The organism is Lapillicoccus sp., assembly GCF_025353065.1.
Lineage (GTDB): Bacteria > Actinomycetota > Actinomycetes > Actinomycetales > Dermatophilaceae > Lapillicoccus.
Genome location: NZ_JANXRJ010000127.1, coordinates 1 through 26,226, shown reverse-complemented (window position 1 = coordinate 26,226; position 26,226 = coordinate 1). Strand labels below are relative to the sequence as shown.

The window sequence follows — 26,226 nt, the reverse complement described above, 5'->3', positions numbered from 1 at the left end:
CGAACGGGACACCAGTGTCCCGTTCGTGCGGACGTCCTGTGTATGCCGGGCCGTCATCGGTGACTCGGCGCTGCCGGAGGAGATCGCTCCGCAGCCCAGGGCTGGTGACAGGTCGTCGGCGAGCAGGGATCGTCCGGTGCTACGTCGTCGGGGACGTTCTCCCCCAGGGGTTCTGCTGGGAGACCCGCCATCGGCGAACACGGTCCGGGAGAGCTGGGCTCGCCCCATTCCTCCGCTTCGACGATGGCGTCGAACTCGGCCCGGAGCCATTCCTCGTCGGCCACGATCACCTCGACGAAGGACGCCTGAACGTTCTCCAGGGCGCTGTTCCTGTTGTCTGCCAGGGGAAACACCACCTTCGCGGGTCAGGCGTGGATCGCCTGGCGGTCTCGGCCGACGTCGCGCGTGATGGTGATCTTGCGCGGTTTGCCCTGCTCGGCGACCGGGATCTTCAGGGTCAGCACCCCGGTGTCGTAGGACGCCGCCACCCGTTCGGTATCGAGGGTGTCGCCGAGGATGAGCTGGCGGCTGAACACCCCGCGAGGACGTTCGGCGGCCAGGAGCTCGGTGTCGTCGTCCTTGCGCCCGGGGCGCTCCGCCCTGACGGTCAGGACGTTGCGCTCGACGTCGAGGTCGATCGAGTCGGGCTCGACACCGGGAAGGTCGAGCTCGACGACGAAGGAGTCGCCGTCCCGCCAGGCATCCATGGGCATCACGGCCGGACGGGCCAACGTGCCCTGTGTCCCGAGGACCTGCTGGGTCAGCCGGTCGAGGTCTCGGAACGGATCGGTACGCATCAGCATCGGGATCCACCTCCTGTTTGACGATGCTGCTGATTGGTCGCCACCCAGACCGCCGGCCACCGGGATCTGTGGTGAGCGCGATAGATTTTTTATAGCACCGACATCACGAGGTCGGCAAGATCCCCGGTCGAGAAAACGGCCCGACAACCAGTTCGAGAGGTGGGCCGATGATCTCCCCCCGGCGCGGCCCCGCCGCAGGACGCGCGGTCTACGCCATCTCCGTCGCGGCCGAGCTCGTGGGGATGGGGGTCCAGACCCTGCGTCTCTACGAGGCCCGAGGCCTCCTGACCCCGGCGCGAACCGAGGGCGGGACGCGGCGCTACAGCGCCGACGACGTCGACCGCCTCCGTCGGATCGGACAGCTGCTCGACGGCGGCCTCAACCTGGCCGGCGTCGCCATGGTCCTCGAGCTCGAGGGCGAGAACGAACGGCTGCGCGCCCGACGGGCCTAGGTCCGCGGCATACCGGACCGAGGTCGGCAGACTGGGGGCATGTCATCACGACCGGAGTCCGGGAAACGATCCCTGCGCAGTGACGCGTGGTATGCCGGGGAGGACCGCAACGCCTACATCCACCGGGCCTGGATGCGCCGCGGCGTCCCCGGCTCGGCGTTCGAGGGGCGACCCCAGATCGCCATCGCCAACACGGCGTCCGATCTCACCCCGTGCAACTCCCACCTGGGGGAGGTGGCGAAGTCCGTGCGCGACGGGGTCTACGAGGCCGGCGGCATCCCGCTCGAGCTGCCGGTCGTGTCGCTGGGGGAGACGCTGGTGCGCCCGACCGCGATGCTGTGGCGCAACATGGCCGCGATGGCGACCGAGGAGATGCTGCGCGCCAACCCCATCGATGGCGTGGTCCTGCTCGGAGGGTGCGACAAGACCATCCCGGCCCTGCTGATGGCGGCCGCGTCCGTCGACCTGCCCGCGGTGGTGGTGCCCGGTGGTCCGATGCTCACCGGCACCTTCCGGGGCACGCCGCTCGGCTGCGGGACCGATGTCTGGCGCCTGTCGGAGGAGGTGCGGGCGGGCACGTTGAGCCAGGAGGACTTCCTCACCTCGGAGTCGGCGACCATCCGCAGCCGGGGCCACTGCAACACGATGGGGACGGCCTCGACGATGGGTCTGCTCGCCGAGGCGCTCGGCATGGTCATCCCGGGAGTCGCGGGGACGCCCGCGCCCGACAGTCGTCTCCTGGAGTCCGCGCACGCGACCGGCCGGCTCGCCGTCGAGCTGGTGGCCGCCGACCGCCGCCCCAGCGAGGTGCTGACCCGCGGCTCGTTCCACAACGCCGTCGTCGCGCTGGCCGCCATCGGGGGGTCGACCAACGCCGTGGTGCACCTGCTCGCGATCGCCGGCCGGCTGGGGGTCGAGCTCACCCTCGAGGACATCGACCGGATCGGCGCCGACGTCCCGCTCCTGGTCGACCTGCAGCCCGCCGGCCGCTTCCTCATGGAAGACCTGCACCGCGCCGGCGGACTGCTCGCAGTGCTCCGCGAGGTCCGCGACCTGCTCGACCCGACGGCCATCACGATCGACGGCCGACCCCTGGTCGACCACCTCGAGACCGCCCGGATCTGGGACCGCGAGGTCATCCGCACCCGGGACGAGCCGCTGCTGGTCGAAGGCGGAATCGCCGTGCTGCGTGGGAACCTCGCTCCCCAGGGCGCCGTCATCAAGCCGGCCGCCGCCTCGCCCCACCTGCTGCAGCACCGGGGGCGAGCCGTGGTCTTCGACAGCATCGAGGACTTCCATGCGCGGGTCGACGACCCCGACCTGGAGATCGACGCCGACTCCGTCATGGTCCTGCGCGGGTGCGGGCCGCGCGGCTACCCCGGGATGCCCGAGGTCGCCAACCTGCCGCTGCCCACGAAGCTGCTCAGGCTGGGGGTGCGCGACGTGGTCCGGATCTGTGACGGGCGGATGAGCGGAACGGCATACGGGACAGTCGTTCTGCACGTCGCCCCGGAGGCGGCGGCGGGCGGACCGCTCGCCCTCGTGCGGACCGGTGACTGGATCGAGCTGGACGTCCCGGGGCGTCGGCTGAGCCTCGAGGTCCCGGACGCCGAGCTCGCGGCGCGGGTCCCGAGCGAGGCGACCACCGCCGCGTATGCCGCGCCCCGCCGCGGCTGGGAGCGGCTCTACGTCGACCACGTCCTGCAGGCCGACACCGGCGCCGACCTGGACTTCCTCGTCGGTGGCAGCGGTGACCAGGTCTCGCGGGAGTCGCACTGACGCGAGTCGCTCACCGTCGTGATGATGGCCGAGGTCGGCGACCAGGTCGGCGTGGCCGATCACGATGTCGCCGCTCTGGCTCGAGATAGGTCGCACCCAGGATCCACACCTGGGTGTCACTGCGGAAGATGCGCGCGCCGAGGGGCGGCTGTACTCGTGCGGCTGTACTCGTACGACGCCCTGCTTCATCCGTTGTGCGCACGGTCCGGCGTTTCAGACAACCTCTGGACATCGCGCACACGACCGACAGGATCGAGCTCGACATCCCGGGGAGTCGGCTGATTGTCGAGGCCGATACCAGCGCCGATCTGGACTTCCTCGTGGGGACCAGCGAGGGAGGGATCACGCACCAGTCGGCAGAACAAGTCTGGTGACTAGGCCCGTTTTGTGTAGTGAGCGACCTATGCTGCTGCCGACACTCTCCACGTGCCGGGCGCACAGCCTCGGCTGGGGGCTCCGGGGAGGTGTTGTTCTCACCGACGCCAGGAGTGCACCATGGCAGGTTTTGCAGGTTGCTCACGCCGCTTCCGTATGCTCACGGTGGTCACCGTAGGGGCAGTGGCCGTCACAGCTCTCACCTCGTGGCCGGCCGCAACGGCCGTGGGTGGTTCCACCGCAGGTGCTGCGGCTGCGGTCTCTCTTTCCACCGCGATTCAGGTTGGCGTATCGACGCCGGCGGCCACCGCAGGCCCGAGCACGCCGGTCGGCCGGCGGCAGCTGCCGTTGCTCGGACGATCGACGACATCGGCAGGAGCCACCAACCTCAGGGCGCTCACGGCTCCCCGTGCCGCCTCGGCAGGGAAGGCACACTCGGCCGTGCTGCACAGCTTCGACGGTGTCAGTGCGCTGGACAACAAGGCCGCGTCGGGCTTCGATCTCGAACCACCGGACGAGGGGCTCGCCGCCGGCAACGGATACGTCGTGAACTTCGTCAACGTCACCGGCCAGATCCACAGCACCTCCGGGTCACTGCTGGTGAAGCCCTTCTTCCTCAACACGTTCTTCCAGGAGTCTCCCACCGCGAACACCTCGGACCCTCGGGTCTTCTACGACGCGGCGAGTGGTCGGTGGATCGCGACCATTCTCGAGTACGCCTTCGACAGCACCACCGGACTGCTGAGCGAGAGCCACGTCGACGTCGCGACGAGCCGCAGCAGCGACCCCCGTGGGCAGTTCCGCATCTTCCGGGTCGACACCACGAACCCCGACCACGCCGGCTGTCCCTGCCTGGCTGACTACCCGATCCTGGGCGTCGACAAGGACAACGTCTATGTGTCGACGAACGAGTTCGACAAGACGCTCTCGCACTTCAACGGCGCCCAGCTCTACGCCATCTCGAAGTCCGAGCTGGCTTTCGGGGCGTCGGCCCCGCACGTCGTCGGCTACCAGAATCTCTCGGTGGCGGGGGTGTCGGGTTACCACGTCCAGCCCGCGAACAGCTACGGCCCTGCGGGTGTCGAGTATCTGATGAGCTCCCTCGATCCGAACGGCACCTTCGACAACCGGCTCGCCGTCTGGGCCCTGACCGATACCGGGGCCGTCACTCGGGGTGGGACTCCGACACTCTCGGTCCGGGTCATCTCGTCAGAGGCCTATGCGGCGCCACCGAATGCGCAGACCCCGGTCGGACTCTGCACCGGCAACCTGTGCGGGTCGGCGGGTACCCCGACAACAGGTGTGGTGGCCTCCGACTTCGACGCGATGCAGGAGATCCAGTACATCAACGGCAACCTCGTCGGTGCCCTCGACACCGCGGTCACGGTGCCGGGTGACAGCGGGTCCCGCGCCGGGATCGCGTGGTTCGTGGTCCACCCGCAGGTCACCGGTAGCAGCCTCTCGAGCCAAACCCGGGTGACCCGGCAGGGCTACGTCGCCCAGTCCGGCGAGTACCTGCTGTACCCGCACATCAACATGACCCAGAACGGAGCCATGGCGATGACCTTCGGCTTCGGTGGACCAGCAACCTACCTGTCCGCCGGGTACGCCACGGCACCCAGCGGCAAGCCGTTCGGCGCGATCCGTACTGCGGCCGCCGGGGTCGCGCCTGACAACGGTTTCACGGCGACAGCGACCTTCGGGGGCGTGGGCAGGTGGGGCGACTACTCCAACGGCCAGATCATCCCGGGCACCAACAGCGTCTGGCTCGCGACCCAGTACATCCCGAACACCGGGGACGGCAACGCCAACTGGGGCAACCGGATCTTCGAGCTGGACCTCAGTCAGTGACGACCCGTCAGGGCGGGCCGAGGACCAGGACCCCCTCGCCACCGACGCCGGCCACCCGTGAGACACAGGCGCAGATCCTGTCACCGCGTTCCCGTTGGGCGGTGGACAGGAAGACGTCGCGGTGGTCGATCGTGCCCTGCACCTCGGTGACGGCGAGGACGCAGAGGCCGCACTCGCCCTTGCGGCAGTCGAACATCACGTCGGCGCCGGCCGTGATCAACGCGTCGAGCAGGGTGGAGTCGGCGCCTACGCGGGTCTCGATGCCGAGCTCGGGCACCCGCACCACGAAGTCCTCGGCCTCGAACCAGCCGCTGCTGCCGAACGTCTCGAAGCGCAGGTTGTAGGAGGGGAGTTCGCGGTCGGACCAGGAGCGTCGGACGGCCTCCATCAGCCGGATCGGCCCGCACATGGAGAGCTCGGTACGACGGCCCAGGTCCTCGTCGGCGATGTCGCCGACGAGGGCGTCGACATCGAGCGGCGATCCCTCGTCGTCGACGTGCACCCGCATCCGGTCGCCGTGCAGCGCCTCGAGCTCGGCCAGGTAGGCCATCCGGTCGCGGGTGCGACCGACGTAGACGAACCGGTAGTCGGCCCCGAGCAACCGCAGCACGCGCGCCGCCTCGACCAGCGCCGTGATGCCGATGCCGCCGGCGAGCAGCACGTGGCGAGCGGACCCGACCGAGAGCGGGAAGTTCTGCAGCGGCTGCGTGACCCGGACCCCGTCTCCCGGTCGCAGCGCGTGCATGAACCGCGACCCCCCGCGCGAGGTCCGCGTGTGCAGCACGCTGACCACGACGCGGCCGTCGGCACCACCGGACTCGACGACGGAGTAGGACCGCACGTCCTCGCCGGCCGGGGTGTGCACCCGGACGTCGACGTGCGATCCGGGAGCGGCCCGTCCGGCGGGCGGACCGCCCAGCTCGATGCGGCGGACGCCGGTAGCGACGTCGCTCACCGCGACCACCACGGCATCGACCCAGCGGGCCGCGGCGCCGGAGCTCACCGGCGACGCGCCGCGACCGGCTCGACCGGCTCGGCCGCCTGGCCGCCTGTCTCCTCGGCAGCCAGCATCCGGTCGAGGATCCGGCGGACCCACATCCCGCCCGCGTCGATGTTGAGGCTGTAGAAGGTGTGGTCGGGGTGGGCGTCGATCGCCCGCTGCTGGGCGGTGAGCATCGCCTCGTCCTCGGCGAAGACGCCACGCACGCCCTCCCGCAGCTCGGTGGTGATCTGTTGGCTCTCCAGCCGGAAGTTGCGCATGAACGCCCAGAAGTAGTGCGAGGAGCGCTCGGTCTCGGGGGTGATCGTGTTCATCACGTAGCCGTTGACGCCCTGGCTGCGGTCCCCCTGGGGAGCGCCGGTCCCGGCCACGGCGACGCCCACGTCGATGCAGATCGTCGAGGGGGCGTAGTAGTGGATGATCTGCCAGCGGTCGACCGGGCCGGCGAAGTCCGGGAACCTGTGCCGCATGATGCGCGACCAGAACGGCGGCGGCGGCACGCCGAGCATCCAGCGGGAGACGGTCACGCTGCCGTCCTCCTCGTGGCGGGTGAAGAACTCCGAGTCGCTCAGCTCCGACTGTCCGATGCTCGCGCCGTGCACGAACTCCTCGTGGGTCAGGTCCATGAGGTTGTCCAGCACGAGCTGGTAGTTGCACTGCGCCTCGATGGTGAGGCCGTCACCGGCCCACTCGTCAGAGCTCATCTGGTGCATGTCGGGGATCAGGTCCGGATCCGCCAGGGTGACGTCGCCGGGCCACACCCAGAGGTAGCGGTGCCGCTCGACGACCGGGTAGGACGGCACCATCGCGCTCGGGTTGATCGTCTCCTGGGCCGGCATCGACGTGCACCGGCCGGCCGAGTTGTAGCGCAGCCCGTGGTAAGGGCACTGCACCTCGTCCTCGCCGACCCGCCTGCCCATCGAGAGCGGAGCGAGCCGGTGCCAGCAGGCGTCGGCCAGCGCGACCGGCCGGCCGTCGGAGGTGCGGTAGATCGCCAGCGGGAGGTCCGCGATCCGGCGCGCGAGGATCGACCCACCGGCCACCTCGTGGTCCCACGCCGCGGCATACCAGGCGTTGAGCGGGTGCGGGAAGATCTTGGCGGTCACCCGGTCGTGGTTCTCGAGCGGTGGCATCTCGGGTCCTTCTCTCGACGACGGATGCCCGAGTGTGCAGGCCCGCGGACCACCGTCACCACACGGTTTGCGCCCGGCGCAAACAGAACCAGCGCCAGGGGAGTCAGCGAGCGGTGCCGGTGGGCGGCATACCGAGCGCGCGCGAGATCCCTCGCGCCGCCGTCTGCACCACTTCGGCGAGCGCCCGCGGCTGCGCGCTCCCGGCCGTCACCACGAGCGAGACCGCAGCCACCACCTCACCCCCGGCGCCGTGGATCGGGGTAGACGGAGATCCCGTCGTCGGTGATCATCCGGTCGCTCACGGCGTAGCCCTCGCGTCGGACGTCAGCGAGCAGACGGTGCAGCTGCCTGGGGTCGGTGATCGTCTGTCTCGTGTATGCCGGCAGGGGGCCGGCCAGCACCGCCTCCTGCACGTCGCGGGGCGCGAAGGCCAGCAGCACCAGCCCGACACCCGTGGCGTGCAAGGAGAACCGTCCACCGACGCGGGTCATCACCGGGATCGAGTCGCGCCCGGCGATCCGCTCCACGAAGACCAGCTCGAGGCCCTCGCGGACGGCCAGCTGCACGTTCTGCCGGGTAACGACGTAGAGATCCTCCAGGAACGGCAGCGCCACCTCGCGCAGCCCGAGCCCTCGCGGCGCGAGGGACGCCAGCTCCCACAGCCGCAGCCCGATCCGGTAGGTCCCCGAGGGCGAGCGCTCCAGCGCGCCCCAGGTCACCAGCTCCGCGGCCCGCCGGTGGGCGGTCGAGAGCACCATCCCCGACCGGTCGGCGAGCTCGGTCAGGTTGAGCTCCAGGTGCTCGGCGTCGAAGGCCGAGAGCAGCGCGAAGAGCTTGTCCGCGACCGAGCGTCGGCTGCTCTCCACTCCCGGATGCTAGGCCGGCAGGCGCGGGAAGACGCGGCGCGCGTTGAGCTCGAACACCGTTGCCCGGTCGTCGAGCCGGAGGTCCAGCGCGTCGAGGTATCTCTTGGTGTCGTCGTAGTGATGACCGGTGCGGGGGTCGATGCCGCGGACGGCGCCGACCATCTCGGAGCCGAAGAGCAGGCTGTCGACGCCGATCACGTCGACCAGCAGGTCGATCCCGGGCTGGTGGTAGACGCAGGTGTCGAAGAAGACGTTGTCGAGGAGCGACTCGACCGGTGGCCGGCCGAGCATCTCGGCCAGGCCCCGGAAGCGCCCCCAGTGGTAGGGCACCGCCCCCCCGCCGTGCGGGATCACCAGGCGGAGCGTCGGGAAGTCGACGAACAGATCCGCCTCGACCAGCTGCATGAAGGCCGTCGTGTCGGCATTGAGGTAGTGCGATCCCGTCGCGTGGAAGTTGCGGTTGTCGACGGCCGAGACGTGCACCATGGCGGGGACGTCGAGCTCGACCATGACCTCGTAGAAGGGGTACCAGGCACGGTCCGTCAGCGGTGGACCGGTCCAGTGCCCGCCGCTCGGGTCGGGGTTGAGGTTGCAGCCGACGAACCCGAGCTCCTCGACGCAGCGACGCAGCTCGGCCGTCGAGCGGACCGGGTCCACCCCGGGCGACTGCGGCAGCTGGCACACCCCGGCGAACCGGTCGGGGTAGAGCCCGACGACACGGGCGACGAGGTCGTTGCACTCCCGGGTCCAGGCCAGGCTGAGCGCCTCGTCGCCGACGTGGTGGCCCATCGCCGAGGCGCGCGGGGAGAAGAGGGTCAGGTCGATCCCCCGCTCGGCCATCAGCCGCAGCTGGCTCGTCTCGAGCGACTCGCGCAGCTCCTCGTCGGAGATGCGCGGGTATGCCGGGGGGGCCAGTCCGGCCTCCCAGGCCCCGATCTGGTCGCCACGCCAGGCCGCGTGGGCTGCGGGGGCGGTGGTGAAGTGCCCGTGGCAGTCGATGATCACCGGGGGCGCCTCGTCATCAGGACGGGAAGCCCACCGACCGGGTGTCCATGAACTCCCGCAGCCCCTCGATCCCCATCTCCCGGCCCATCCCGCTGTGGCCGAGACCACCGAAGGGTGCCCGCTCGTCGAGGTGGGCGGGTCCGTGCGCGTTGACGAAGACGTAGCCCGCCCGCAGCTGTCGCCCCAGACGGGCGGCCCGCTCGGGCTCGGCCGTCCAGATCGACGCGCACAACCCGAACATCGTGTCGTTGGCCCGGTTCAGGGCGTCCGCCTCGTCGTCGAAGCGCAGGACGGGCAAGGTCGGCCCGAACTGCTCCTCGCGCACGACCCGGCAGTCGTCGTCGGCGCCGATGACGAGCGAGGGTCGCATGAAGTTGCCCTGTGAGAGGTCGGCGCCGTCGGCCGCCTCGCCGAACTCGCGGACCTCCGCGCCACTCTCACGGGCCTGGTCGAGCAGGCCCTGCACGAAACCACGCTGTGCCGGGTGGTGCAGCGGGCCCATGGTGACGTTCTCGTCCAGACCGTGCCCGAGGCGCGTCCCCGCCAGCAGCGACGAGAGCTTGTCGACGACCTCGTCGTGGCGGGACGCGTGGACGTAGAGCCGCTTGACCGCCATGCAGACCTGACCGGTGGAGTCGAAGGTGCCGGTCAGCAGGCGCTGCAGCGCTTCCGGGCCGAGGTCGGCGTCGTCGAGCAGGATCGCGGCGTCGTTCCCCCCGAGCTCGAGGGCGACCCGGGTAAGCGAACCGGACGCCATCGACATGATCCGGCTCCCGCCGGCGGGGCTGCCGGTGAAGCAGACCTTCGCGATCCGCTCGTCGGCGACCAGCGGACCGCCGATCTCGGCATCCGCCCCGGTGACGACGTTGAGCACGCCGGCCGGGAGCGACGCCGCGACCTGCTGGACCGTCCGCACGGTGGCCAGCGGACACGAGGGCGGCGGCTTCACCACGACGGTGTTGCCGGCCAGCAGCGCATAGGGCAGCGAGGCGGCCAGGATCGCCAGCGGCCAGTTGAACGGCACGATGATCGAGACCACACCGAGCGGCTGGTAGGAGATCTCGGTGCGGTAGGGCGGCGCCGGGAGGGTCACGAGGTGGTCGACCTGCCCGGCCAACGAGGCGGCGAGCTGGAAGCGGTGGGCGAAGACGAGGGAGTCGACGAAGGACTCCATCCGCACCTTGCCGTTCTCGCGTGTCAGTATCTCGGCCGTCGCGGCCCGGTCGGCCTCCAGCGGCGCGAGCGCAGCGAGCACCAGGTCGGCCCGCTCCTGCGGCGTCCGACGCGACCAGTCCGGGAACGCGTGGTGGGCCGCAGCGACGGCCGCCTCGGCCTGCTTGGCGCTGGCCGCCGCGGCATACCCGACGACGGTCGTCACGTCGGCCGGGTCCACGACCTGGAGCCGGTTGTCCGAGCCTTGCACCTGCCCGTCGATGAACAGCTCGGTGGTGATCTCGGGCAGCTGGCTCCACGACGTCATCGGGTGGCTCCTTCAAGGAAAGGGACGGTCATCGCAGTCACACGACGGGACCGAAAGAAGCGTAGGACGCTCGAGGCCGACACCTGAAGGTGCATGTGACCGGTCGCCGGACTGCTTCCGCGGAGCCCTGGACTACGACGTTTGACGTAGGCGGGCGGGCGGGGAATTGTCCGCGTACGCTCGATGTCCGAAGGTGGTCCGGACAGGGGCTTCGCCGATCACGAGCGCAGGTGGGCAGGTGGGCAATGAGGCCAGGGATGCAGAACGAGTCGGTCACCGACCTGGTGGCGCCGGACCTTGTCGCCATCTCCGCGGCGGCCCTCCGCACCCTGGTCGACGGATCGGCGGACGGGCTGGTCCTGCTCGACGAGCACGGCGTCGTGTGCTGGCTGAACCCCGCGGCGCGGCGGGCGCTCGAGCCCCGGGCGGACCATCCCGACCTGAGCCGACTGGTGCGCGACCTCGACCCGTCCGGCCGTCCCGGTGGCGTCCGCCGCACCACCTGGGTGACTCCGCGTGGTCGACGCCGGCACCTGGACTACCGCAGCATCGCGCTCGATGACGGAGGCACCGCGCTGTGGCTCTCCGACGTCACCGAGCCCGTCCGCCAGCAGGAGCGCATCACAGGGATCACGCGCGCCGCCGCGAGCGTCGCCGACACCTACTCGCTGCGCGCCACGCTGGACGCGGTCGCGAGCGAGATCGCGAGGACCGCCGGCATCTCGGCGGTCCAGATCCATGCGTTCACGGACCCGCGCGCCGAGATCCGCGTCCTGGGCATGGCCGGCTTCGGGGACGCCACCAACTTCACCGAACGCCTCGCGGAGTGTCGCGCGCTCGGCGTGCGGATGCTGTCCATCGAGTCGTTCACCCGGGGCGAGCGGATGGTGAGCCCGCACCGGAAGGCCGCGGTCATGAGCGACCCGAAGTGGGCGCCGCTGCACGAGATCATGAGCCGCCCGGACTGGGACACCTTCGTGGCGGTCCCGCTGTGCGTGCGGGGTCGGGTGCTCGGCGCCCTCAACGCCTACTACGAGCCGGGCGAGGACCCGGGTGCGGCGTCCCTGTCGTTCCTCGAGGCCATGGCCGACCACGCCGCCGTGGCGATGGACACCGCCGCCCTCCTCAAGCGCACGCGGTCGCGAGCCCGATCCGACGAGCGTCGTCGCCTGGCGCGCGACCTCCACGACTCCGCCGTCCAGCAGGTGTTCTCGATGCGGATGCAGACCGAGGCCCTCCTGGCCCGTCTCGAGGGCGACACGACAGGATCCGCGGGAGACCGGAGCGTCCTGCGCGGCCGGGTGGAGGAGCTGTCCGCCCTCGCGGCCAACGCCCTCGTCGACCTGCGTGCGCTGCTCTCGGAGATGCGGCCGTTCGACCTCGCTCCGGGCGGCCTGATCGAGGCACTGCGGGCCGGTGCCAGCGAGATCGAGACCCGCCACGGTCTCCTCGTCGAGGTCATCGCACCGGACGCCGTCGAGGTGGACATCGAGGTGCAGGAGGACGTCTTCCGCGTCGTCCAGGAGGCCCTGCACAACGTCGTCAAGCACGCGACCGCCACCAGTGTGGCGGTCCGCTTCCACCAACCGACCGGGCGCGGCTCCGACTGGGTCGTCGAGGGGGCCGACGACGGCCGCACCACTGCGCAGCACTCGAACCGGAGCACGGGTATGCCGGGTGGTGGCCTCGGTCTGATCTCCATGCAGGAGCGTGCTGAGGGCTGGGGTGGGTACTTCCGGGCGGGTCCCGCCCCCGAGGGTGGCTGGCTCGTGCAGGCCTTCCTCCCGGCCGGTCTCGTGAAGGACGAGGCATGAGCGACGCGGCGCCCATCCGGTTGGTGCTGGTCGACGACCACGCCGTCGTCCGACGCGGCGTCCAGGCCTACTTCGAGAACCTCCCCGACCTGACGGTGATCGGCGAGGCCGGCGACGGCCAGGAGGCGATCGAGCTCCTCGACAAGTGGCGCACCCTCGGCGAACCGCTCCCCGACGTGGTGCTGATGGACCTGCGGATGCCGCGGATGGACGGCGTCTCGGCGACCGCCGCTCTGCGGCAACGATTCCCGGACATCAAGGTGGTGGTGCTGACCAGCTTCGGGGAGGTCGAACGGGTGCACTCGGCGTTGGCCGAGGGCGCTGCCGGCTACGTCCTCAAGGACGCCGACCCCGTCGAGATCGCCTCCGCGATCCGGGCGGCCGCTGCCGGCGAGGTGCACCTCGACGCCGCCGTGGCGGGCCAGCTCACCCGGCGGGTGGCCGCTCCCAAGACCGGGGTCTCGTCACTGACCACGCGGGAGCGGCAGATCCTGACCCTCGTCGCTCAGGGTCACTCCAACCGGGAGATCGCGGACCACCTGGTGATCAGCGAGCGGACGGCGCGCACGCACGTCAGCCGGGTGCTGACCAAGCTGCACCTGTCGTCGCGCACCCAGGCCGCCCTGCTCGCCGTCCGGGAGGGTCTGATCCCGCCGGCGGTCTGAGCCCTCCGTCAGCGCAGCGTGTTCTGCAGCCCGATCATCCCTGCGCCGGTCATGGACGCGGGCACGAAGTAGTGGTCGAACAGCACGGTGACGACGTCGTCCAGGGCGCCGCGCATCACCAGCCACATGATCACCTCGGCTCCCTCGCCGCCGAAGGTCTCGACGTACTGCTCCCGGGTCCAGCCCGCGAGCTTGGTCGGGTCGGTCGCGATGTCGTGCAGGAAGGCCCGGTCGGCCTCGGGGTTGGTGAAACCGGCCCGGGAGCCCTGCAGCTGGTGCGACAGGCCACCGGTGCCGAGCACGACGAACCGCTCTTCGCTGTCGTAGGCGCGGATCGCCGCACCGAGCGCGTGGCCGAGCTCGTAGAGGCGGTCCGGACGTGGGATCGGGAACTGCAGGACGTTGACGAAGATCGGCACGACCTTGACCGGCCAACGGTCCGCCGGACGGCCCCAGAAGAGCTCGAGCGGGACCTGCAGGCCGTGGTCGACCTTGATCTCCTGGATGATCTCGGGGTCGAACTTGTTGTCGACGAGGGCGTCGACGAGGAACCACGAGAAGTCCGGGTGGCCCTCGAACGTCGGGATCGCGCGCGGCCCCCACCCCTCGTCGACCGGCGCGTAGGTCGCAGCGCAGCCGACGGCGAAGGTCGGCACCCGGTCCAGGAACATGGCGTTGTAGTGGTCGTTGAAGACGACGACCGCGACATCGGGCCGGTTGTCCCGCACCCACTGCTGGGCGGGTTCGTAGCCGTCGAAGAACGCCTTCCACTCGGGGCTCTGCTGCTGTCCGCGGTCGAGGGCGACGCCGATCGACGGAACGTGCGAGGTGCCGAGTCCTGCGAGGAGATGCGCCATCCGTCAGCCGTCCTTTCCGAGGCGGTCCCGCAGGAACGCCGTGTGCTCCATGTCGACCTGCGCGGCGCCGATCTCGGTCATCCGGACGGGGTCCACCGCCGAGATCTTGAGGACGAAGAAGAGGTTCCCGCCGAGCGCGATCATCCGCTTCCAGTCCCGTTGGGTGACCGCGTCGACCTCCTCGTCGGTGAGTCCGAAGCGGTCGAGGTAGGCACGCTCGTCGGCGAGGAAGGCATGCCGGTTCTCCGGCTCGCCCAGCCCCATCGCCATCTTGTTGATCCGCCAGCCGCGCAGCTGCTGCGCGCGGTCGAGCATCGGCGTATCGGGAATGCTGCCCGGCGGGCTCGTCGGTCTTTCGTCGTCCATCGTCATCCGTTCCTCGGCTCGGGTCCGTCGTCGGTGCGGCCTCAGTGCGGCCTCAGTGCGGCATGAGCAGGACGGGCTTCACGACGTCCCCGGCGTATGCCGCCTCGGCCGCCTCCTCGATGCGCTCGAGCGGGAACGTCTCGATCAGGCGGTCGAACGGGAACCGGCCCTGGGCGTGCAGGTCGATCAGCGAGCCGATCAGCTGCAGGCTGCGACCGCTGCCGCCGAGCGTCCCCTGCACGGTCTTGCCCCACAGGGTGGTCAGGTGGTCGGCGCTGAACTCGGCGCCCGCCGGCGCCCCCCCGATCAGCACGCACTGCCCGCGCATGCCCACCGAGTCGATCGCCTGCCGGACGACGGAGATGACGCCCGTGCACTCGAGGGCGGCGTCGGCGGGTCCGCCGCAGATCTCGGTAATGGCGTGCACGGCATCGGTGGTGGACGCGTCGATGGTGTGGGTCGCACCGAGCTCGGCCGCCAGGGCGAGCCGGGAAGGCGTCCGGTCGACGGCGATGATCACGGTGGCGGCGGAGTTCTTCGCGGCCATGACGGCGGCCAGACCGACGGTGCCGGCGCCGTAGACCACGAGCGAGGTGCCGGGTCGTGGGCGCACGGTGTGGAAGACGGCGCCGGCGCCGGTGGCCAGTCCGCACGCCAGGGGACCCAGCAGCTCGAGGGGCGTCGAGGCGGGCACCGGGACGAGAGAGCTCGCCGTGGTCAGGGAGTAGCCGGCGAACGACGACTGGCCGAAGAAGTGGCTGGACAGGGGCTGGCCACCGGTCGTCCTCAGCGAGGAGGGCCCGTCGAGGCGGCGGCCGCTGCCGACGAGCTCGCCGAGCCGCAGGCAGTAGCGCGGTTCACCGTCGAGGCAGTTGCGGCACTCGCCGCACCAGGGCCAGCCGATCACGACCGCCTGGCCCACCTTCACGGACGTGACGCCGTCGCCGACGGCGTGCACGATGCCGGCGCCCTCGTGACCGAGCACTCCCGGCAGCGGGAAGGGGAAATCGCCGTGCCGCGCGATCCCGTCGGTGTGGCAGAAGCCGGTCGCGACCACCTTGACCAGCACCTCGCCAGGACCGGGGTCGTCGATCTCGACCTCCTGGACCACGAACGGCCCGTCCGTCCTCTCGACGACGGCTGCGGTGGTCCTCATCGGCTGCTGGTCCTCTGCTGGTTCGGGTCCTGCTGGTTCGGGTCCCGCTGGTTCGGGTCCTGCTGGTTCGGGTCCTGCTGGTTCGGGTCCTGCTGGTCGGGGTCCGGCTGCGCCGCTGCCTCCTGAGGGTGCGCGGCCAACGCCTCCACGTGCACGTCGAGCCAGGGCGACATCGGCAGGGACATCAGCGCGTCGTGCAGCGCGGCCGGGTCGGCCGCGGCATACAGGCCGATGGTGGCGTTGCGGCCGGGCACCCGCCACAGCCGGCGCAGGATGCCCTGCTCGCGCAGCTCCATCGCTCGGTCGCGCTCGGCCGCGCGGAGCTCGGCCCTGCGCTCGGGGGCGGTGTCAGGTGGGAGGCGGTTCTCGGACCGCACCAGGAACTCCATCGTGTCCTCCAGGATCGTGGGGGTGAGTCGGGTCAGACGAGGTCGAGCAGGATGCGGGAGAGGGCCGCAGGCTCGGTGACCATCGCCTCGTGACCGGTGTCCAGCTCGTGCACCGGCCAGCCGCGCTCGCGGGCGCGGTCGGCGTGGGCGCGGAAGACCCGCATCCAGTCGACGCACTCGACGAAGGCGGCGGGTACGGCGTCGCCGGCGCCCGTGAGCCGCAACGGATCGGTGTAGGTCTTCCACGGGTGCGCGGTCAGCCGGGGGAGGAGCCACTCCACGTCGGTGTCCTCGGTGACACCGAGCGCGGTCAGGGACCGCACGGGCACGAGCCAGCCGAAGCCCTGTTCGGTCGCCGACGCGCTCCAGTGCGACGCGACCGACTCGGGCAGCAGGTCGCGGGCGGCCTCACCGTCGGCTCCGACGAAGGCGTCGAGATAGACCTTCCGGGCCACCGACGCCGGGCGCTGGTCGGCCGCCGCGGTGATGACCTGGCCGGCGTAGCTGTGACCGACGAGCACCACGTCGGTGCGATCGAGGTTGTCGAGCACCCGCACGACGTCCTCGACGTGGGTGTCGAGCCCGACGAGGGGCGAGATCAGGTGCGCGCGCTCGGACAGCCCGGTCAGCGTGGGCGCGACGACCTCGTGGCCGGCGGCGCGCAGGCTCGGGGCGACGCGGTCCCAGCACCAGCCGCCGTGCCAGGCCCCGTGCACCAGCACGAAGGTGCTCACGGTGCCTCCTCGTCGACGTAGACGACGCCGAGCCGTTCCAGGGTCGGACGCAGGTCGTAGAGGTCGAGGCCGAGCACGCCCGAGCGGAAGGTCTCGAGCTTGTCGCGCTCCAGCGCCTCGCGGGCCTGCGCCGCACGGGTGACCTGCGGTGCGTCCTCCCGAGGGATGACGAGGACGCCGTCGTCGTCGGCCACGACGACGTCGCCGGCACGCACCGCGGCGCCGGCCAGCACGACCGGGACGTTGACCGAGCCGGGCGAGGCCTTCACCGTGCCCTGCGCCGAGACCGCGCGCGACCAGACCGGGAACCCCATCGCGGTGAGCTCGGCGACGTCGCGGACGCCGGCGTCGATGACCAGCCCGGCCACCTCGCGGTGCCGCAACTGGGTCGCGAAGAGCTCGCCGAACATCCCGTCCGTCGAGGGCGACGTGGTCGTCACCACGAGCACGTCCCCGGGGCCGCACTGCTCGATGCAGGCGTGGATCATCAGGTTGTCGCCCGGATGGCTCAGCACGGTGACGGCCCGACCCGCGATGCGGGCTCCCGTGTAGATCGGGCGCAGCACCGGGTGGGTCAGGCCACGTCGGCCCATCGCCTCGTGGGCGGTGGCCACACCGAGCCGGGCCAGCTCGGCGACCGCCTGCGGGTCGGGGCGCAACGAGCTGCGGACGATCAGGTGCTCACTCATCGCGTCGCGGGGCGTCGGACCAGCCGGGAGACGGTGACCGCGACGACGAGGGCGGCGCCGTAGAAGAGCTGCTGGGCGAAGTCCTGGGCGCCGAGGAGCTGGAGGCCCGCGACGCCGGTGGCGAGGAACAGCACGGCCATCCCGGTGCCGAGGGCGTTGAAGCGCCCGGGCTGGATGGACGTGGCGCCCAGGAAGACGGCGGCGTATGCCGGCAGGAGATAGGAGTCCACGGACGAGGGCCCTGCCGAGCCGGTCGTGCCGACGTACAGCACGCCGGCGAGGGACGCGATCGTGCCCGCGATCACGAACCCACCGACCCGGACCCGCGTCGCCTTGATCCCGCTGAGCACGGCGACCTCGCGGGACTGGCCGACGAACAGCGCCCGCATGCCGATGGGCGTGAAGCGGGCGACGTACCAGACCACCAGCATGATCAGCAGGCAGTAGTAGAACTGCACGGGGACGTTGAGGAACTGGTGCAGGTAGGTCCAGTCGGCGAGCTGGCCGGAGACTCCGACGATGGTGGTCGACTGCGCGAGCCAGAAGACCAGACCGGTGAAGAAGGTGCCGGTGCCGAGCGTGATGATGAACGGCTCCGTCTTGAGCAGCACCACGAAGAGCGCGTTCGCCGCGCCGCAGGCGGCGCCGACCACGACCGCGACCAGGCAGGCGATCCCGACGGGGACCCCGTGCTGGACGTTGAGGACCGCGACCACGATCGCCGCCAGTGCCCCCGTCGCACCGAGCGACAGGTCGATGTCTCCGACCATCGAGGGGATCAGCGCGGCCAGCGCGAGCATGAAGAGGATCGACTGCGAGCCGAGGATGCTCGAGACGTTGCCCGTGCTGAGGAACCGGTCCGGCGACATGATCGAGAAGACCACCACCAGCGCCAGCCAGGCCAGGGGCAGCGCGGCCTGCTCGGCGTAGCGGCCGACGGAGCGGTGGCTCGCCGGGGAGGCACCGGACTGCCCCGGAGAGGGGGACGACGTCTGGCGGGTCTCGGTGGGGGCGGAGGTCACTGGGGCACCTTTTCTGCGGTCGAGAGGGACGATTCGGTGGTGGCGCGAGCGGCGGCATACACACCGGTGGAGATCGCCTCGGGGCTCATCCGGGACCGGTCGACGACGCCGGCGGTCCGTCCGTCACTCACCACGACCACGCGGTGGCAGACGGTGGCGAGCTCGTCGAAGTCGCTCGACACCCAGATCACGGACATGCCGGAGGTGGTCGCGCGCTGGATGACGCGGTAGATCTCGGCGCGTGCGGCGACGTCGACGCCCTGGGTCGGCTCGTGGAGCACGAGCAGGCGGGGCTCGATCTCGAGCCACTTGGCGAGGACGACCTTCTGGGCGTTGCCGCCGCTGAGGGTGCCGATCGGGACCGACGTCCGACGCGGACGGACGTCGAGCGACTCGGCGCGGGCGTCGGCCGTGTCGCGGAGGTCCCCGAGCCGGAGCCGGCCGCCGCGACTGAACCGCCGGGCCACCAGCAACATCATGTTCTCGGCGACCGACACCGCGGGGGCGATCGCGTCCCGGCGGCGGTCGGCCGGGATCAGGGCGATCCCGAGCGCGACGGCGGCGGCCGGGCTGTGCCGGCCCAGGTCGACGGTCGCCGCGTCGATCTCGAGCCTGCCGCCCGCCGACGGTCGAGCCCCGAACAGCAGGTAGGGCACGTCCTCGACACCGGAACCCATCAACCCGGCCAGCCCGACGACCTCGCCGGTCGCCACCTCGAGGTCGAGGCCGTGCACCCGCCCGCCGGTCAGCCCGGTGACCCGGACCGAGGTCCGGACGTCGCCGGCTGCCTGGTCGAGCAGGTCGTTCGGGGCCGTCGCCTCGTCGAGCGCGGCCGCTGACGCCGAGCCGACGATCAGCTCGACGATCTCGTCGTCGCTGACGTCGCTCATCCGTGTCGTCGCCGCGACCCGACCGTCGCGCAGGACGGTCACCCGGTCGGCGATCGCCCGGACGGCAGCCAGGTCGTGCGAGATGAACACGACGCTGGAGCCGGACGCGACCACCTCGCGGATCAGGTCGAAGAGGAACTCCACCTCCTGCTCGGGCAGGAACACGGTGGGCTCGTCGAGGATCAGCACCGACGAGGCCGCACCGGTCTGCTCGCGGAACTGCCTCAGCTGGTCGGCGGCCCGGGCGATCGCCACCAGCGCCTGGTCGACCGGCGACAGGTCGTTGACCACTGCCCGGGGGTCGACCCCGACGCCGTAGGACAGGAGCATCCGCGACGCGTCCCGGACCTCGCGCCGCCAGCTGATCCGACGACCTGAGCGAGCGACGGTGGCAAGTGAGCTGCCGACCAGGTTCTCCACCACGGTCAGCGGCCCGGCGAGCCCGAGGTCCTGATGGACGAAGCTGAGCCCGAGGCCACTGGCCGCGCCGGTCGGGATCGGCAGGTCGACCGGCCGGCCGTCGACGGCCAGGAAGCCGCCGGGCTCGGGTTCGTGGACCCCGGCCAGGACCTTCACGAGGGTCGACTTGCCGCACCCGTTCTCTCCGAGCAGGGCGAGGACCTCGCCCTGCTCGACGTCCAGGTCCACGTCCCAGAGGGCACGGGTCCCCCCGAAGACCTTGGAGATGCCCTTCAGCTCGAGCGCCGCCGTCATGAAGCGGGGGCCTTTTGCCACAGGGCGCGGAAGCCGGCGATGAAGCTGTCACCGAAGCCGAAGGTGGGCTGCACGAACTCGGAGACGTTGTCGGGGGTGAAGAGGCGGTATGGCGCGACGGCCTTAGACGCCTCGATCGGGGGCTGCCCGGCCATCACCCGGAACAGCTGGTCCGAGGCGGTGTAGGACATCCAGCGGTCGTTGGGGCCCATGTCGGTGCCGATGAGGTTGCCCGGCTGGGCCATCAGGGGAGCGACCTCGGGGGTGAGCCCGAAGCCGTAGGTCATGGCGTCGCGGTGCGAGGACTTGATCGCGGGGAGGACGAAGGGCGTCTGGGCGTCGTACACCGTGAAGACGGCCTTGATGTCGGGGTTGCGCACCAGCGCCGAGGTGACGGCGCCGGTCATCTTGGTCGACCAGTCGGGGATCGAGACGTTGATCGACTCCACCTTGCAGGCCGTGCAGTACTTCGCGAACTCCGACTGGACCGTCGCGCCCATCCCGGCCGACGGGGGGTTCTCGTTCGACGTGATCACGAGCGAGTCGATCGCCTTCCCTTTGGCCCGCACCAGGGCGGACGCGACACCGAGGCGCATCGCCCGGTTGAACTCACCGTCAGTCTGCCCGGCGATCAGCGCCGAGGCCGGCTTGGAGACGTCGGCCAGGTGGACGTCGATCACCTTGATGCCCGCCGCCTTCGCGGCCTGCATCTGCGGAGCCAGCGCGGCAGGGTCGATGCCGCAGACCAGCGCCACACCGTCGTAGTGCTGGTTGATCGCGAGGTCCTGCCCTGCTGCCAGGCTTGCGGCCCGCCGTTGTTCTGGAAGTACGTGCTTCCGGTCATCCCCACGCTCTTGGCGATGTCGACGACGTTGCGCGAGATCACGTCGCAGGTCTTGACCTGGCTGCTCACCGGCATCGACAGGATCTTCTTGCCGGCCAGACCGGAGACGTCGAAGGCGGGGCCGGGAGCCGTGAACGTCGGCTGCTTCTGGGCGTCGGTGATCTCCTGCTGGAGAGTCGCGAGATCGGCGGCCGAGACGGCGTTGCCGCCATTGCTCGAGGCCGACGAGACGCTCGATCCGCAGCCGGCGAGGGCGGCGACGGCCAGCACGGTCGTCACGGGAAGAAGCGCTGCCGTGAGCCGGCGTGGGTGTGGGGTGCAGTGAGACATGCAGTCGTCCTGTCGTCGTCCTCGTTGACGGCGCGATCACGGGCTAGCCCGTGTCGATCCGGGGTGTCCCGGCGACACTAAGCAGCCCGGTGACGCACGGCGCGCCGCATCCGACGGCTCTGCCGCGGCCGGCATCGGTCGCCACGACCGCGACAAACGTCGCGTCGGCGGACGTCCCGCGCTACGTGGCCGAGGACGACGACACCGACGCCTAGCGACAGGCTGTCATCCGCCGCGGCCACAGCGGACACAGGGTGGTGGCCGTTGTCCCCGCGGTTGCGGTCCCCCCGATTACACTCGACCGACAACCGTCGGCGTGGCGCAAGGGGAGTAGTCATCGGTGCAGCGCATCAGCGTGATCATCACCAACTACAACTACGCCCGGTTCGTCGGAGCGGCCATCGACAGCGCCCTCGCACTCGACTGGGACGACGTCGAGGTTGTCGTCTCGGACGACGGCTCCACCGACGACTCGCGGCGGGTGGTCGAGTCCTACGGCGAACGGGTCTTAGCACTGTGGGGCGAGAACGGGTCGCAGCGGGTGGCGGCCAACAGGGGCTTCGCGGCAAGCACGGGCGACGTGGTGATCTTCCTCGACGCCGATGATCTGCTTCCTCCCGACCTGCCCCGCCACCTCGAGCGGGTTTGGGGTTCGACGGTCAGCAAGGTGCAGCTGCAGATGCAGCGCATCGACGCCAAGGGGCAGCCCCTCGGGAGGCCCTTTCCCTCTTATGAGCCGGTGCCGACTCCCGCTCAGGTGCGCCGATGGGCGCGGGTCACCTCGGCCTACCCGACTCCCCCGGGTTCGGGCAACGTCTACGCCCGCTGGTTCGCGCAGCGGCTCTTTCCGGTCGGGCCGGAGCTCGGCGCCGCCGCCGACTCGGCCTTGCTTGCAGCCGCCCCGTTCCTCGGCGACGTCGTCAGCCTGCACGGCGTATGCGTCGGATACCGCCAGCACGACACCAACGACAGTCATCTGCTGAGCGACCGCACCCGATTCGTCCGAGAGATCGTCCGTGCCCAGGACAGGTGGACGCTGGTGCGTCATCTTCCATGCGACGCGAGCGCAGGCCTCGACGAGCGCCCGCTCGACCGCAGCCGCGAGCTGCTGCAGTTCCGAGTCGCGGCGCGCCGCTCCCCCCGCCCCGGCTCGCCACCGCCGCACAGCGGATTCGGCAAGGTACTCCGAGACACCCTCTTGGCTCCGTTCTGGCCAGGCCCGGAACCGTGGTCGCAGCGGGTGCTGGTTTCGGCCTGGTGCCTGGCCATACTTCTGGCGCCCGCGCGCGCCGTAAACCGGCTCCTCGTCCTCCGCTTCACGTCCGCAAGCTGAGCGTCGGTATCTCGCGATGACGACCCTCACCCTGACCACCCTGCTCCTCGTCGTCTTTGGCGCGGTGAGCCGCCGCGGCTACGGGACCACGCTCGCCCTCGGCGGGGCCACCGCAGCCGGCGCCGCCTTCGTGGCGGGGAATATTGCCGTGCCGACCTTCTACGCCACGGCGATCGGCACGGTCGTAGCCCTGTTCTTCCAGATGCTCACTCGCAGCTCGCGATCCGGAGCCCGGCGGCAGGGGGTGGGGCGGCGGCTCCGGACGCGGCTGCCGCCCGGAGCCTCGCTGCTCGTGGCCTTCGCCATCGTCGCTACCTTCGTCACGTTGACGGCCTCGACCTTCTTCGACGGGCTGGCGGTGCGGGCGCCGGCCGGTTCGGGGCGGCTGCAGGCCGCGGCGTTCACCAGCTCGAACATCGCCCAGGTGGGCTACCTCGTGATCGGGGTCTGCGTCGTCGTCTTCCTCGCCCGCTCGAGCTCGAGCGGGCCCGAGCTGGTCGGCCTCGCTGCCGGCACCACCCTCCTGCTGTCGGCTTGGCGTTATCTCCACACCTCCTTCGGTGCCCCCTTCCCGGAGAACTTCTTCGACAACACTCCCTTCTTCGCCTACATCGAGACCGCGCCGGGTGCCGTGGAGAGGTTCCGCGGTGTTCTCTCGGAGCCGTCGGCGCTGGCGGGGACCTGCCTCGTGGTGGTGAGCTATCTGCTCTCCCGTCAGGCGTACGTCACGGGATGGCGTCGCGCGGGGGCGTGGGTGACGATTGCCCTCGCAGTCTTCCTCGGGGCCATCTCGACGTCGACGACGTTCGTCGTCGCCGGTGTGGTCACCGCCGGTATCGCCACAGGTGCCGTGCTCTACCGCTTTCTCTTCCGCCGCCTTCGCATCAGCAGCCTGGGGCATATCGGCGTCGTCGGCCTCCTCATCGCCAGCATTCCTCTGCTGCCGGTGCTGGCTGGTTTCGTCCTGGACACAATCAGCGGGAAGGTCGTGTCGTCGTCCTACAGCGAGCGGTCGGGGGCCGACAGCTCCTCCTACCTGCTGGTGCTCGACACCTTTGGCTACGGCGCGGGGCTCGGATCCAACCGTGCCGCGTCCTTCCTGCCCGGGATGTTGAGCACGACAGGCATCGTCGGTACGGTCCTCTTCACCGCCGCCGTCGTTCTGCTCATCCGTAAGGGCTACGCCGTGACCGCCTACCGGCCCGTGGTCTGGGCCCTGGTCAGTGTGCTCGTCGCCAAGCTCATCGCCGGGCCGGACCTGTCGGATCCCAGCGGCGTGCTCTGGCTCTGTCTGGGTCTGCTGTCCAATGCGGCCGTCACCAGCGCGAGGCCGCACCTCACCGCCCCGCTCGTTCGGCAGCCCCGTCCCGTGCCGACCGACCCGTCGAGAGCTGCGTCGGCAGGGTGGGAAACTCCGACGTGAGGTGGTCCCACGCGAGGGTGGACCCGTCGCGCACCGCCGGGTGGGGGCATCGACCCGGCGGCCGGTGGGTGGCCGGAGGACTGGCCCTCGTCCTGGTTGTCGGTGGGGCGGCCGTCGCCATCCGGTTGCTCGGTCGGGGCGTCGACGACATTGCTGGTCAGGCTAGGGTGAGCGCGAGCTCATCCCGGCGTGGGGTCTCGGCCCAAGACGTCGTCACCTCGGGCTCGGTCTCGGACCCCGGCGCCGGGTGGAGGTCGGACCAACAGACCGCGGGGGCGTGGCTCCTGCTCACCTGGCCTTCCGCACACGCCCTCCACGAGGTGACCCTCGTGCGCAACCCCTTGGTGGAGCCGGGCCTCAGCTCGGGCTACCTCACGTTCGGCGACCGTTCGGTGCTGAGCTTCCCCGTCTCCACGACGTCACGGGTCACCACCGTGGCCTTCACCCCGAGGTCGGTGACGTCGCTGCGGTTTACGGTCACAGCGGCCACGCCGTCCGCCCGCGACGTGACGGTCTCAGAGCTGCTCGTCTCCGACGAGTCCGACCCTGACCGGGACATCGCGCAGCCAACGTCCCACGACGTCGGGCCCGCCGCAGCTCGCTCGTCGTCGACCAGCGACGGGTCCCTGGGCTCGAAGCCCGGGGCCTGGGTCGAGTACACCTTCCGCCAACCCCAGGAGGTCGCGTCGGTGCAGCTTGTCGGCGGGTCGGGGGCGTCGGCCCGGCTGACCTCGGGTGAGCTCTCCTTCTCCGACGGCTCCTCGTTGTTCGTGGGCGAGGTGCTCGGCCGCGCCGAGCTGCCGACCACGACGGGGTTCATGCCCCGGGTCGTTACCTCGATCCGGCTGACGGTGACGACGACGCGCGGCACCGGGAGGGTCGACCTCGCAGAGTGGCGGATCTACCAAGCGGGTGCAACCCCGGGCCGTGACCGGCCCCCCGTCGTCGCCCCCGACCCGATCGTCGTCGGGGGCGCGACGACCGCTCCCTGCGCCAAGGCTCCCGCAGGCCTCGCCCGGCTTGCCGTTCTGTGCCCGACGCCGGGTACGGCTGTCAGTGGCCGGGTGTCGCTACGGGTGGCCACGGCCGCATCCGGGGCCTTGGTGAGTGCCACCGCCTGGTCGGCGACCGCGCCAGCAACCACCGTCACCAGTGGCGGAGCGACCTCGGAAGCCGACCGGGTGGCGACCCTCGACCTCGATGTCTCCGCCATTCCGCCCGGGCCGTTCACCGTACGGCTCGCCACCATCGACCCGGGAGGGCTACCGCAGCGAATAGATCTCGTGCTCTACCGGCCGGGGTCTGCTCCGGCCGCACCGGCGCCTGACGACGTCGGCGCCCGGACCCTCGTCTACGACGAGGAGTTCGACGCACCACTGTCCGTGAGCCGTACCGGGGAGGGTGCCCGCTATGCAGCGGCCAAGCCGACCACCGACGGGGTAGAGGACTTCGGTGACGCCATCTTCGCCGATCCCCAGGGGCCCGAGGGCACCCAGGACGTCGTCGACCACAGCTACCTTCGGCTGGCGACCCGGGCCACCGCCCGACCCGACCCGCAGGGTTTCGGTCGGCGCTACGTCGGGGCACTTTTGTCGTCGGCCCGGCCCGGTGCGTCGGGGTTCTCGGTGCAGTACGGCTATTTCGAAGCGCGGATGGCCGTATCCAGTACCAACGGGACGTGGCCGGCCTTCTGGATGCTGCCGGCCGACAACCTGGTGAGGCCCCGGACCGTCGTACCGGAGATCGATGCCGTCGAGCTCTACGGACACGACCCGACCGGCGCCTGCTCCTCCACCCATGAACGCGAGGGCGGCATGGATCGGGGAGTGACCGACTGCGGCCGGCGGTTCGCTGACGACCGGTCGCCCACGGGCTGGCACACCTACGCCGCCGACGTCACACCGACCGGCATCACCTTCTTGCTCGACGGCAAGGTCGTCGCCACCGCACCGCAGGTGCGCGGCGGCGACAGCCCGATGTTCTTCCTCCTCGACCTCGCCCTGGGCGGCGGGTGGCCGATAGACCTTGCGCCCGCCGGAGGTGGCGCCGTGGTCTACGTCGATCACGTGAGGGTCTACGTCTGACGTGGCGGCCCCACAGTGATCTGCTGAGAGCGCTCGTCTGCCCCGTGTCTCGGGTTAGGGTAATGCGGCCGTGGACGGGCATGGCAGCCCTTCGGATATGCACGGCACGACGATGACGAGGTGACGGCTCCATGGAACTGCGTGAGTACCTGCGGATGCTCCGACGTGGCTG

At 70.7% G+C, this 26,226-nt stretch carries 24 protein-coding genes; 8 read left to right on the top strand and 16 right to left on the bottom strand.

The features are described from left to right. Positions 1-365: 365 nt before the first annotated feature. Entirely contained in the window at positions 366-803 is a 438-nt protein-coding gene (locus Q0R63_RS10510; RefSeq protein ID WP_295697050.1) for an Hsp20 family protein, read from the bottom strand. 167 nt (positions 804-970) lie between these two features. Between Q0R63_RS10510 and Q0R63_RS10505 the strand changes: the two genes are divergently transcribed. From Q0R63_RS10505 to Q0R63_RS10495, 3 genes are all read left to right on the top strand, one after another. Beyond that, entirely contained in the window at positions 971-1,255 is a 285-nt protein-coding gene (locus Q0R63_RS10505; RefSeq protein ID WP_295697049.1) for a MerR family transcriptional regulator, read from the top strand. Positions 1,256-1,294: 39 nt separating this feature from the next. Further along, the gene (locus Q0R63_RS10500; protein WP_295697048.1) at positions 1,295-3,034 is read left to right on the top strand and encodes an IlvD/Edd family dehydratase; all 1,740 of its coding nucleotides are present in this window, start codon (positions 1,295-1,297) and stop codon (positions 3,032-3,034) included. Positions 3,035-3,850: 816 nt separating this feature from the next. Further along, on the top strand, positions 3,851-5,260 hold the full coding sequence (locus tag Q0R63_RS10495; RefSeq protein WP_295697047.1) for a hypothetical protein: 1,410 nt from the start codon (positions 3,851-3,853) through the stop codon (positions 5,258-5,260). A 7-nt stretch (positions 5,261-5,267) separates the two neighbouring features. On the opposite strand, the gene Q0R63_RS10490 is transcribed toward Q0R63_RS10495, so the two are convergent. The 6 genes from Q0R63_RS10490 to Q0R63_RS10465 all read right to left on the bottom strand — a co-directional run bounded on the left by Q0R63_RS10490 (position 5,268) and on the right by Q0R63_RS10465 (position 10,744). After that, the gene (locus Q0R63_RS10490; RefSeq protein ID WP_295697046.1) at positions 5,268-6,215 is read right to left on the bottom strand and encodes a PDR/VanB family oxidoreductase; all 948 of its coding nucleotides are present in this window, start codon (positions 6,213-6,215) and stop codon (positions 5,268-5,270) included. Between the two features lie 44 nt (positions 6,216-6,259). Further along, entirely contained in the window at positions 6,260-7,393 is a 1,134-nt protein-coding gene (locus Q0R63_RS10485) for an aromatic ring-hydroxylating dioxygenase subunit alpha (protein ID WP_295697045.1), read from the bottom strand. A 103-nt stretch (positions 7,394-7,496) separates the two neighbouring features. Further along, complete coding sequence (locus Q0R63_RS10480; protein WP_295697044.1) at positions 7,497-7,625, bottom strand: hypothetical protein; 129 nt, start codon at positions 7,623-7,625, stop codon at positions 7,497-7,499. Positions 7,626-7,629: 4 nt separating this feature from the next. Further along, on the bottom strand, positions 7,630-8,259 hold the full coding sequence (locus tag Q0R63_RS10475) for an IclR family transcriptional regulator (RefSeq protein WP_295697043.1): 630 nt from the start codon (positions 8,257-8,259) through the stop codon (positions 7,630-7,632). 9 nt (positions 8,260-8,268) lie between these two features. Then, complete coding sequence (locus Q0R63_RS10470) at positions 8,269-9,264, bottom strand: amidohydrolase family protein (RefSeq protein WP_295697041.1); 996 nt, start codon at positions 9,262-9,264, stop codon at positions 8,269-8,271. A 16-nt stretch (positions 9,265-9,280) separates the two neighbouring features. After that, a complete protein-coding gene (locus Q0R63_RS10465) occupies positions 9,281-10,744 on the bottom strand; it encodes an aldehyde dehydrogenase family protein (protein WP_295697039.1) in 1,464 nt (487 codons plus the stop codon). Between the two features lie 257 nt (positions 10,745-11,001). On the opposite strand from Q0R63_RS10465, the gene Q0R63_RS10460 reads away from it, so the two are divergent. Both Q0R63_RS10460 and Q0R63_RS10455 read left to right on the top strand, forming a co-directional pair. Further along, complete coding sequence (locus Q0R63_RS10460) at positions 11,002-12,558, top strand: histidine kinase (RefSeq protein ID WP_295697036.1); 1,557 nt, start codon at positions 11,002-11,004, stop codon at positions 12,556-12,558. Next, positions 12,555-13,223, top strand: a complete 669-nt coding sequence (locus Q0R63_RS10455; protein WP_295697034.1) for a response regulator transcription factor — start codon at positions 12,555-12,557, stop codon at positions 13,221-13,223. The genes Q0R63_RS10460 and Q0R63_RS10455 overlap by 4 nt, the downstream gene beginning before the upstream one ends. 8 nt (positions 13,224-13,231) lie before the next feature. Here the strand turns inward: Q0R63_RS10455 and Q0R63_RS10450 are convergent, their stop codons facing one another. Genes Q0R63_RS10450 through Q0R63_RS24575 form a run of 9 tightly spaced genes read right to left on the bottom strand, consistent with a single transcriptional unit; the run spans position 13,232 to position 21,254 of the window. Continuing rightward, positions 13,232-14,080 (bottom strand): class III extradiol dioxygenase family protein, encoded by an 849-nt coding sequence (locus Q0R63_RS10450; RefSeq protein WP_295697032.1) that lies wholly within the window; start codon positions 14,078-14,080, stop codon positions 13,232-13,234. Between the two features lie 3 nt (positions 14,081-14,083). After that, the gene (locus Q0R63_RS10445; RefSeq protein ID WP_295697031.1) at positions 14,084-14,446 is read right to left on the bottom strand and encodes a hypothetical protein; all 363 of its coding nucleotides are present in this window, start codon (positions 14,444-14,446) and stop codon (positions 14,084-14,086) included. Between the two features lie 52 nt (positions 14,447-14,498). Then, complete coding sequence (locus Q0R63_RS10440) at positions 14,499-15,602, bottom strand: NAD(P)-dependent alcohol dehydrogenase (RefSeq protein WP_295697029.1); 1,104 nt, start codon at positions 15,600-15,602, stop codon at positions 14,499-14,501. Further along, positions 15,599-15,991: a muconolactone Delta-isomerase family protein gene (locus Q0R63_RS10435; RefSeq protein WP_295697027.1), complete on the bottom strand. Its 393-nt coding sequence runs from the start codon at positions 15,989-15,991 to the stop codon at positions 15,599-15,601. Before Q0R63_RS10435 ends, Q0R63_RS10440 begins: the two co-directional genes overlap by 4 nt. Before the next feature lie 32 nt (positions 15,992-16,023). Next, positions 16,024-16,725, bottom strand: a complete 702-nt coding sequence (locus tag Q0R63_RS10430) for an alpha/beta fold hydrolase (protein WP_295697026.1) — start codon at positions 16,723-16,725, stop codon at positions 16,024-16,026. Further along, on the bottom strand, positions 16,722-17,414 hold the full coding sequence (locus Q0R63_RS10425; protein WP_295697023.1) for a 4-carboxy-4-hydroxy-2-oxoadipate aldolase/oxaloacetate decarboxylase: 693 nt from the start codon (positions 17,412-17,414) through the stop codon (positions 16,722-16,724). The genes Q0R63_RS10430 and Q0R63_RS10425 overlap by 4 nt, the downstream gene beginning before the upstream one ends. After that, the gene (locus tag Q0R63_RS10420) at positions 17,411-18,436 is read right to left on the bottom strand and encodes an ABC transporter permease (RefSeq protein WP_295697021.1); all 1,026 of its coding nucleotides are present in this window, start codon (positions 18,434-18,436) and stop codon (positions 17,411-17,413) included. Before Q0R63_RS10420 ends, Q0R63_RS10425 begins: the two co-directional genes overlap by 4 nt. Beyond that, the gene (locus Q0R63_RS10415; RefSeq protein ID WP_295697019.1) at positions 18,433-20,040 is read right to left on the bottom strand and encodes a sugar ABC transporter ATP-binding protein; all 1,608 of its coding nucleotides are present in this window, start codon (positions 20,038-20,040) and stop codon (positions 18,433-18,435) included. The genes Q0R63_RS10420 and Q0R63_RS10415 overlap by 4 nt, the downstream gene beginning before the upstream one ends. After that, positions 20,037-21,254 (bottom strand): sugar ABC transporter substrate-binding protein, encoded by a 1,218-nt coding sequence (locus tag Q0R63_RS24575; protein WP_366521102.1) that lies wholly within the window; start codon positions 21,252-21,254, stop codon positions 20,037-20,039. The genes Q0R63_RS10415 and Q0R63_RS24575 overlap by 4 nt, the downstream gene beginning before the upstream one ends. A 300-nt stretch (positions 21,255-21,554) precedes the next feature. Here Q0R63_RS24575 and Q0R63_RS10400 point away from each other — a divergent pair, with 300 nt between their 5' ends. The 3 genes from Q0R63_RS10400 (at position 21,555) to Q0R63_RS10390 (ending at position 26,054) form a co-directional block, all read left to right on the top strand. Beyond that, entirely contained in the window at positions 21,555-22,547 is a 993-nt protein-coding gene (locus Q0R63_RS10400) for a glycosyltransferase family 2 protein (RefSeq protein WP_295697018.1), read from the top strand. A 16-nt stretch (positions 22,548-22,563) separates the two neighbouring features. Continuing rightward, positions 22,564-23,970, top strand: a complete 1,407-nt coding sequence (locus tag Q0R63_RS10395) for a hypothetical protein (RefSeq protein WP_295697017.1) — start codon at positions 22,564-22,566, stop codon at positions 23,968-23,970. 167 nt (positions 23,971-24,137) lie between these two features. Further along, positions 24,138-26,054 (top strand): family 16 glycosylhydrolase, encoded by a 1,917-nt coding sequence (locus tag Q0R63_RS10390; protein WP_295697016.1) that lies wholly within the window; start codon positions 24,138-24,140, stop codon positions 26,052-26,054. Positions 26,055-26,226: the final 172 nt, after the last annotated feature.

Excerpts from the sequence above, each read along its gene's own strand:
- Q0R63_RS10445 (WP_295697031.1), bottom strand. The coding sequence starts at position 14,446 with ATGGACGACGAAAGACCGACGAGCCCGCCGGGCAGCATTCCCGATACG.
- Q0R63_RS10440 (WP_295697029.1), bottom strand. The coding sequence starts at position 15,602 with ATGAGGACCACCGCAGCCGTCGTCGAGAGGACGGACGGGCCGTTCGTG.
- Q0R63_RS10485 (WP_295697045.1), bottom strand. The coding sequence starts at position 7,393 with ATGCCACCGCTCGAGAACCACGACCGGGTGACCGCCAAGATCTTCCCG.
- Q0R63_RS10425 (WP_295697023.1), bottom strand. The coding sequence starts at position 17,414 with ATGAGTGAGCACCTGATCGTCCGCAGCTCGTTGCGCCCCGACCCGCAG.
- Q0R63_RS10510 (WP_295697050.1), bottom strand. The coding sequence starts at position 803 with ATGCTGATGCGTACCGATCCGTTCCGAGACCTCGACCGGCTGACCCAG.
- Q0R63_RS10460 (WP_295697036.1), top strand. The coding sequence starts at position 11,002 with ATGCAGAACGAGTCGGTCACCGACCTGGTGGCGCCGGACCTTGTCGCC.
- Q0R63_RS10455 (WP_295697034.1), top strand. The coding sequence starts at position 12,555 with ATGAGCGACGCGGCGCCCATCCGGTTGGTGCTGGTCGACGACCACGCC.
- Q0R63_RS10505 (WP_295697049.1), top strand. The coding sequence starts at position 971 with ATGATCTCCCCCCGGCGCGGCCCCGCCGCAGGACGCGCGGTCTACGCC.
- Q0R63_RS10465 (WP_295697039.1), bottom strand. The coding sequence starts at position 10,744 with ATGACGTCGTGGAGCCAGCTGCCCGAGATCACCACCGAGCTGTTCATC.
- Q0R63_RS10450 (WP_295697032.1), bottom strand. The coding sequence starts at position 14,080 with ATGGCGCATCTCCTCGCAGGACTCGGCACCTCGCACGTTCCGTCGATC.
- Q0R63_RS10415 (WP_295697019.1), bottom strand. The coding sequence starts at position 20,040 with ATGACGGCGGCGCTCGAGCTGAAGGGCATCTCCAAGGTCTTCGGGGGG.
- Q0R63_RS10500 (WP_295697048.1), top strand. The coding sequence starts at position 1,295 with ATGTCATCACGACCGGAGTCCGGGAAACGATCCCTGCGCAGTGACGCG.
- Q0R63_RS10435 (WP_295697027.1), bottom strand. The coding sequence starts at position 15,991 with ATGGAGTTCCTGGTGCGGTCCGAGAACCGCCTCCCACCTGACACCGCC.
- Q0R63_RS10395 (WP_295697017.1), top strand. The coding sequence starts at position 22,564 with ATGACGACCCTCACCCTGACCACCCTGCTCCTCGTCGTCTTTGGCGCG.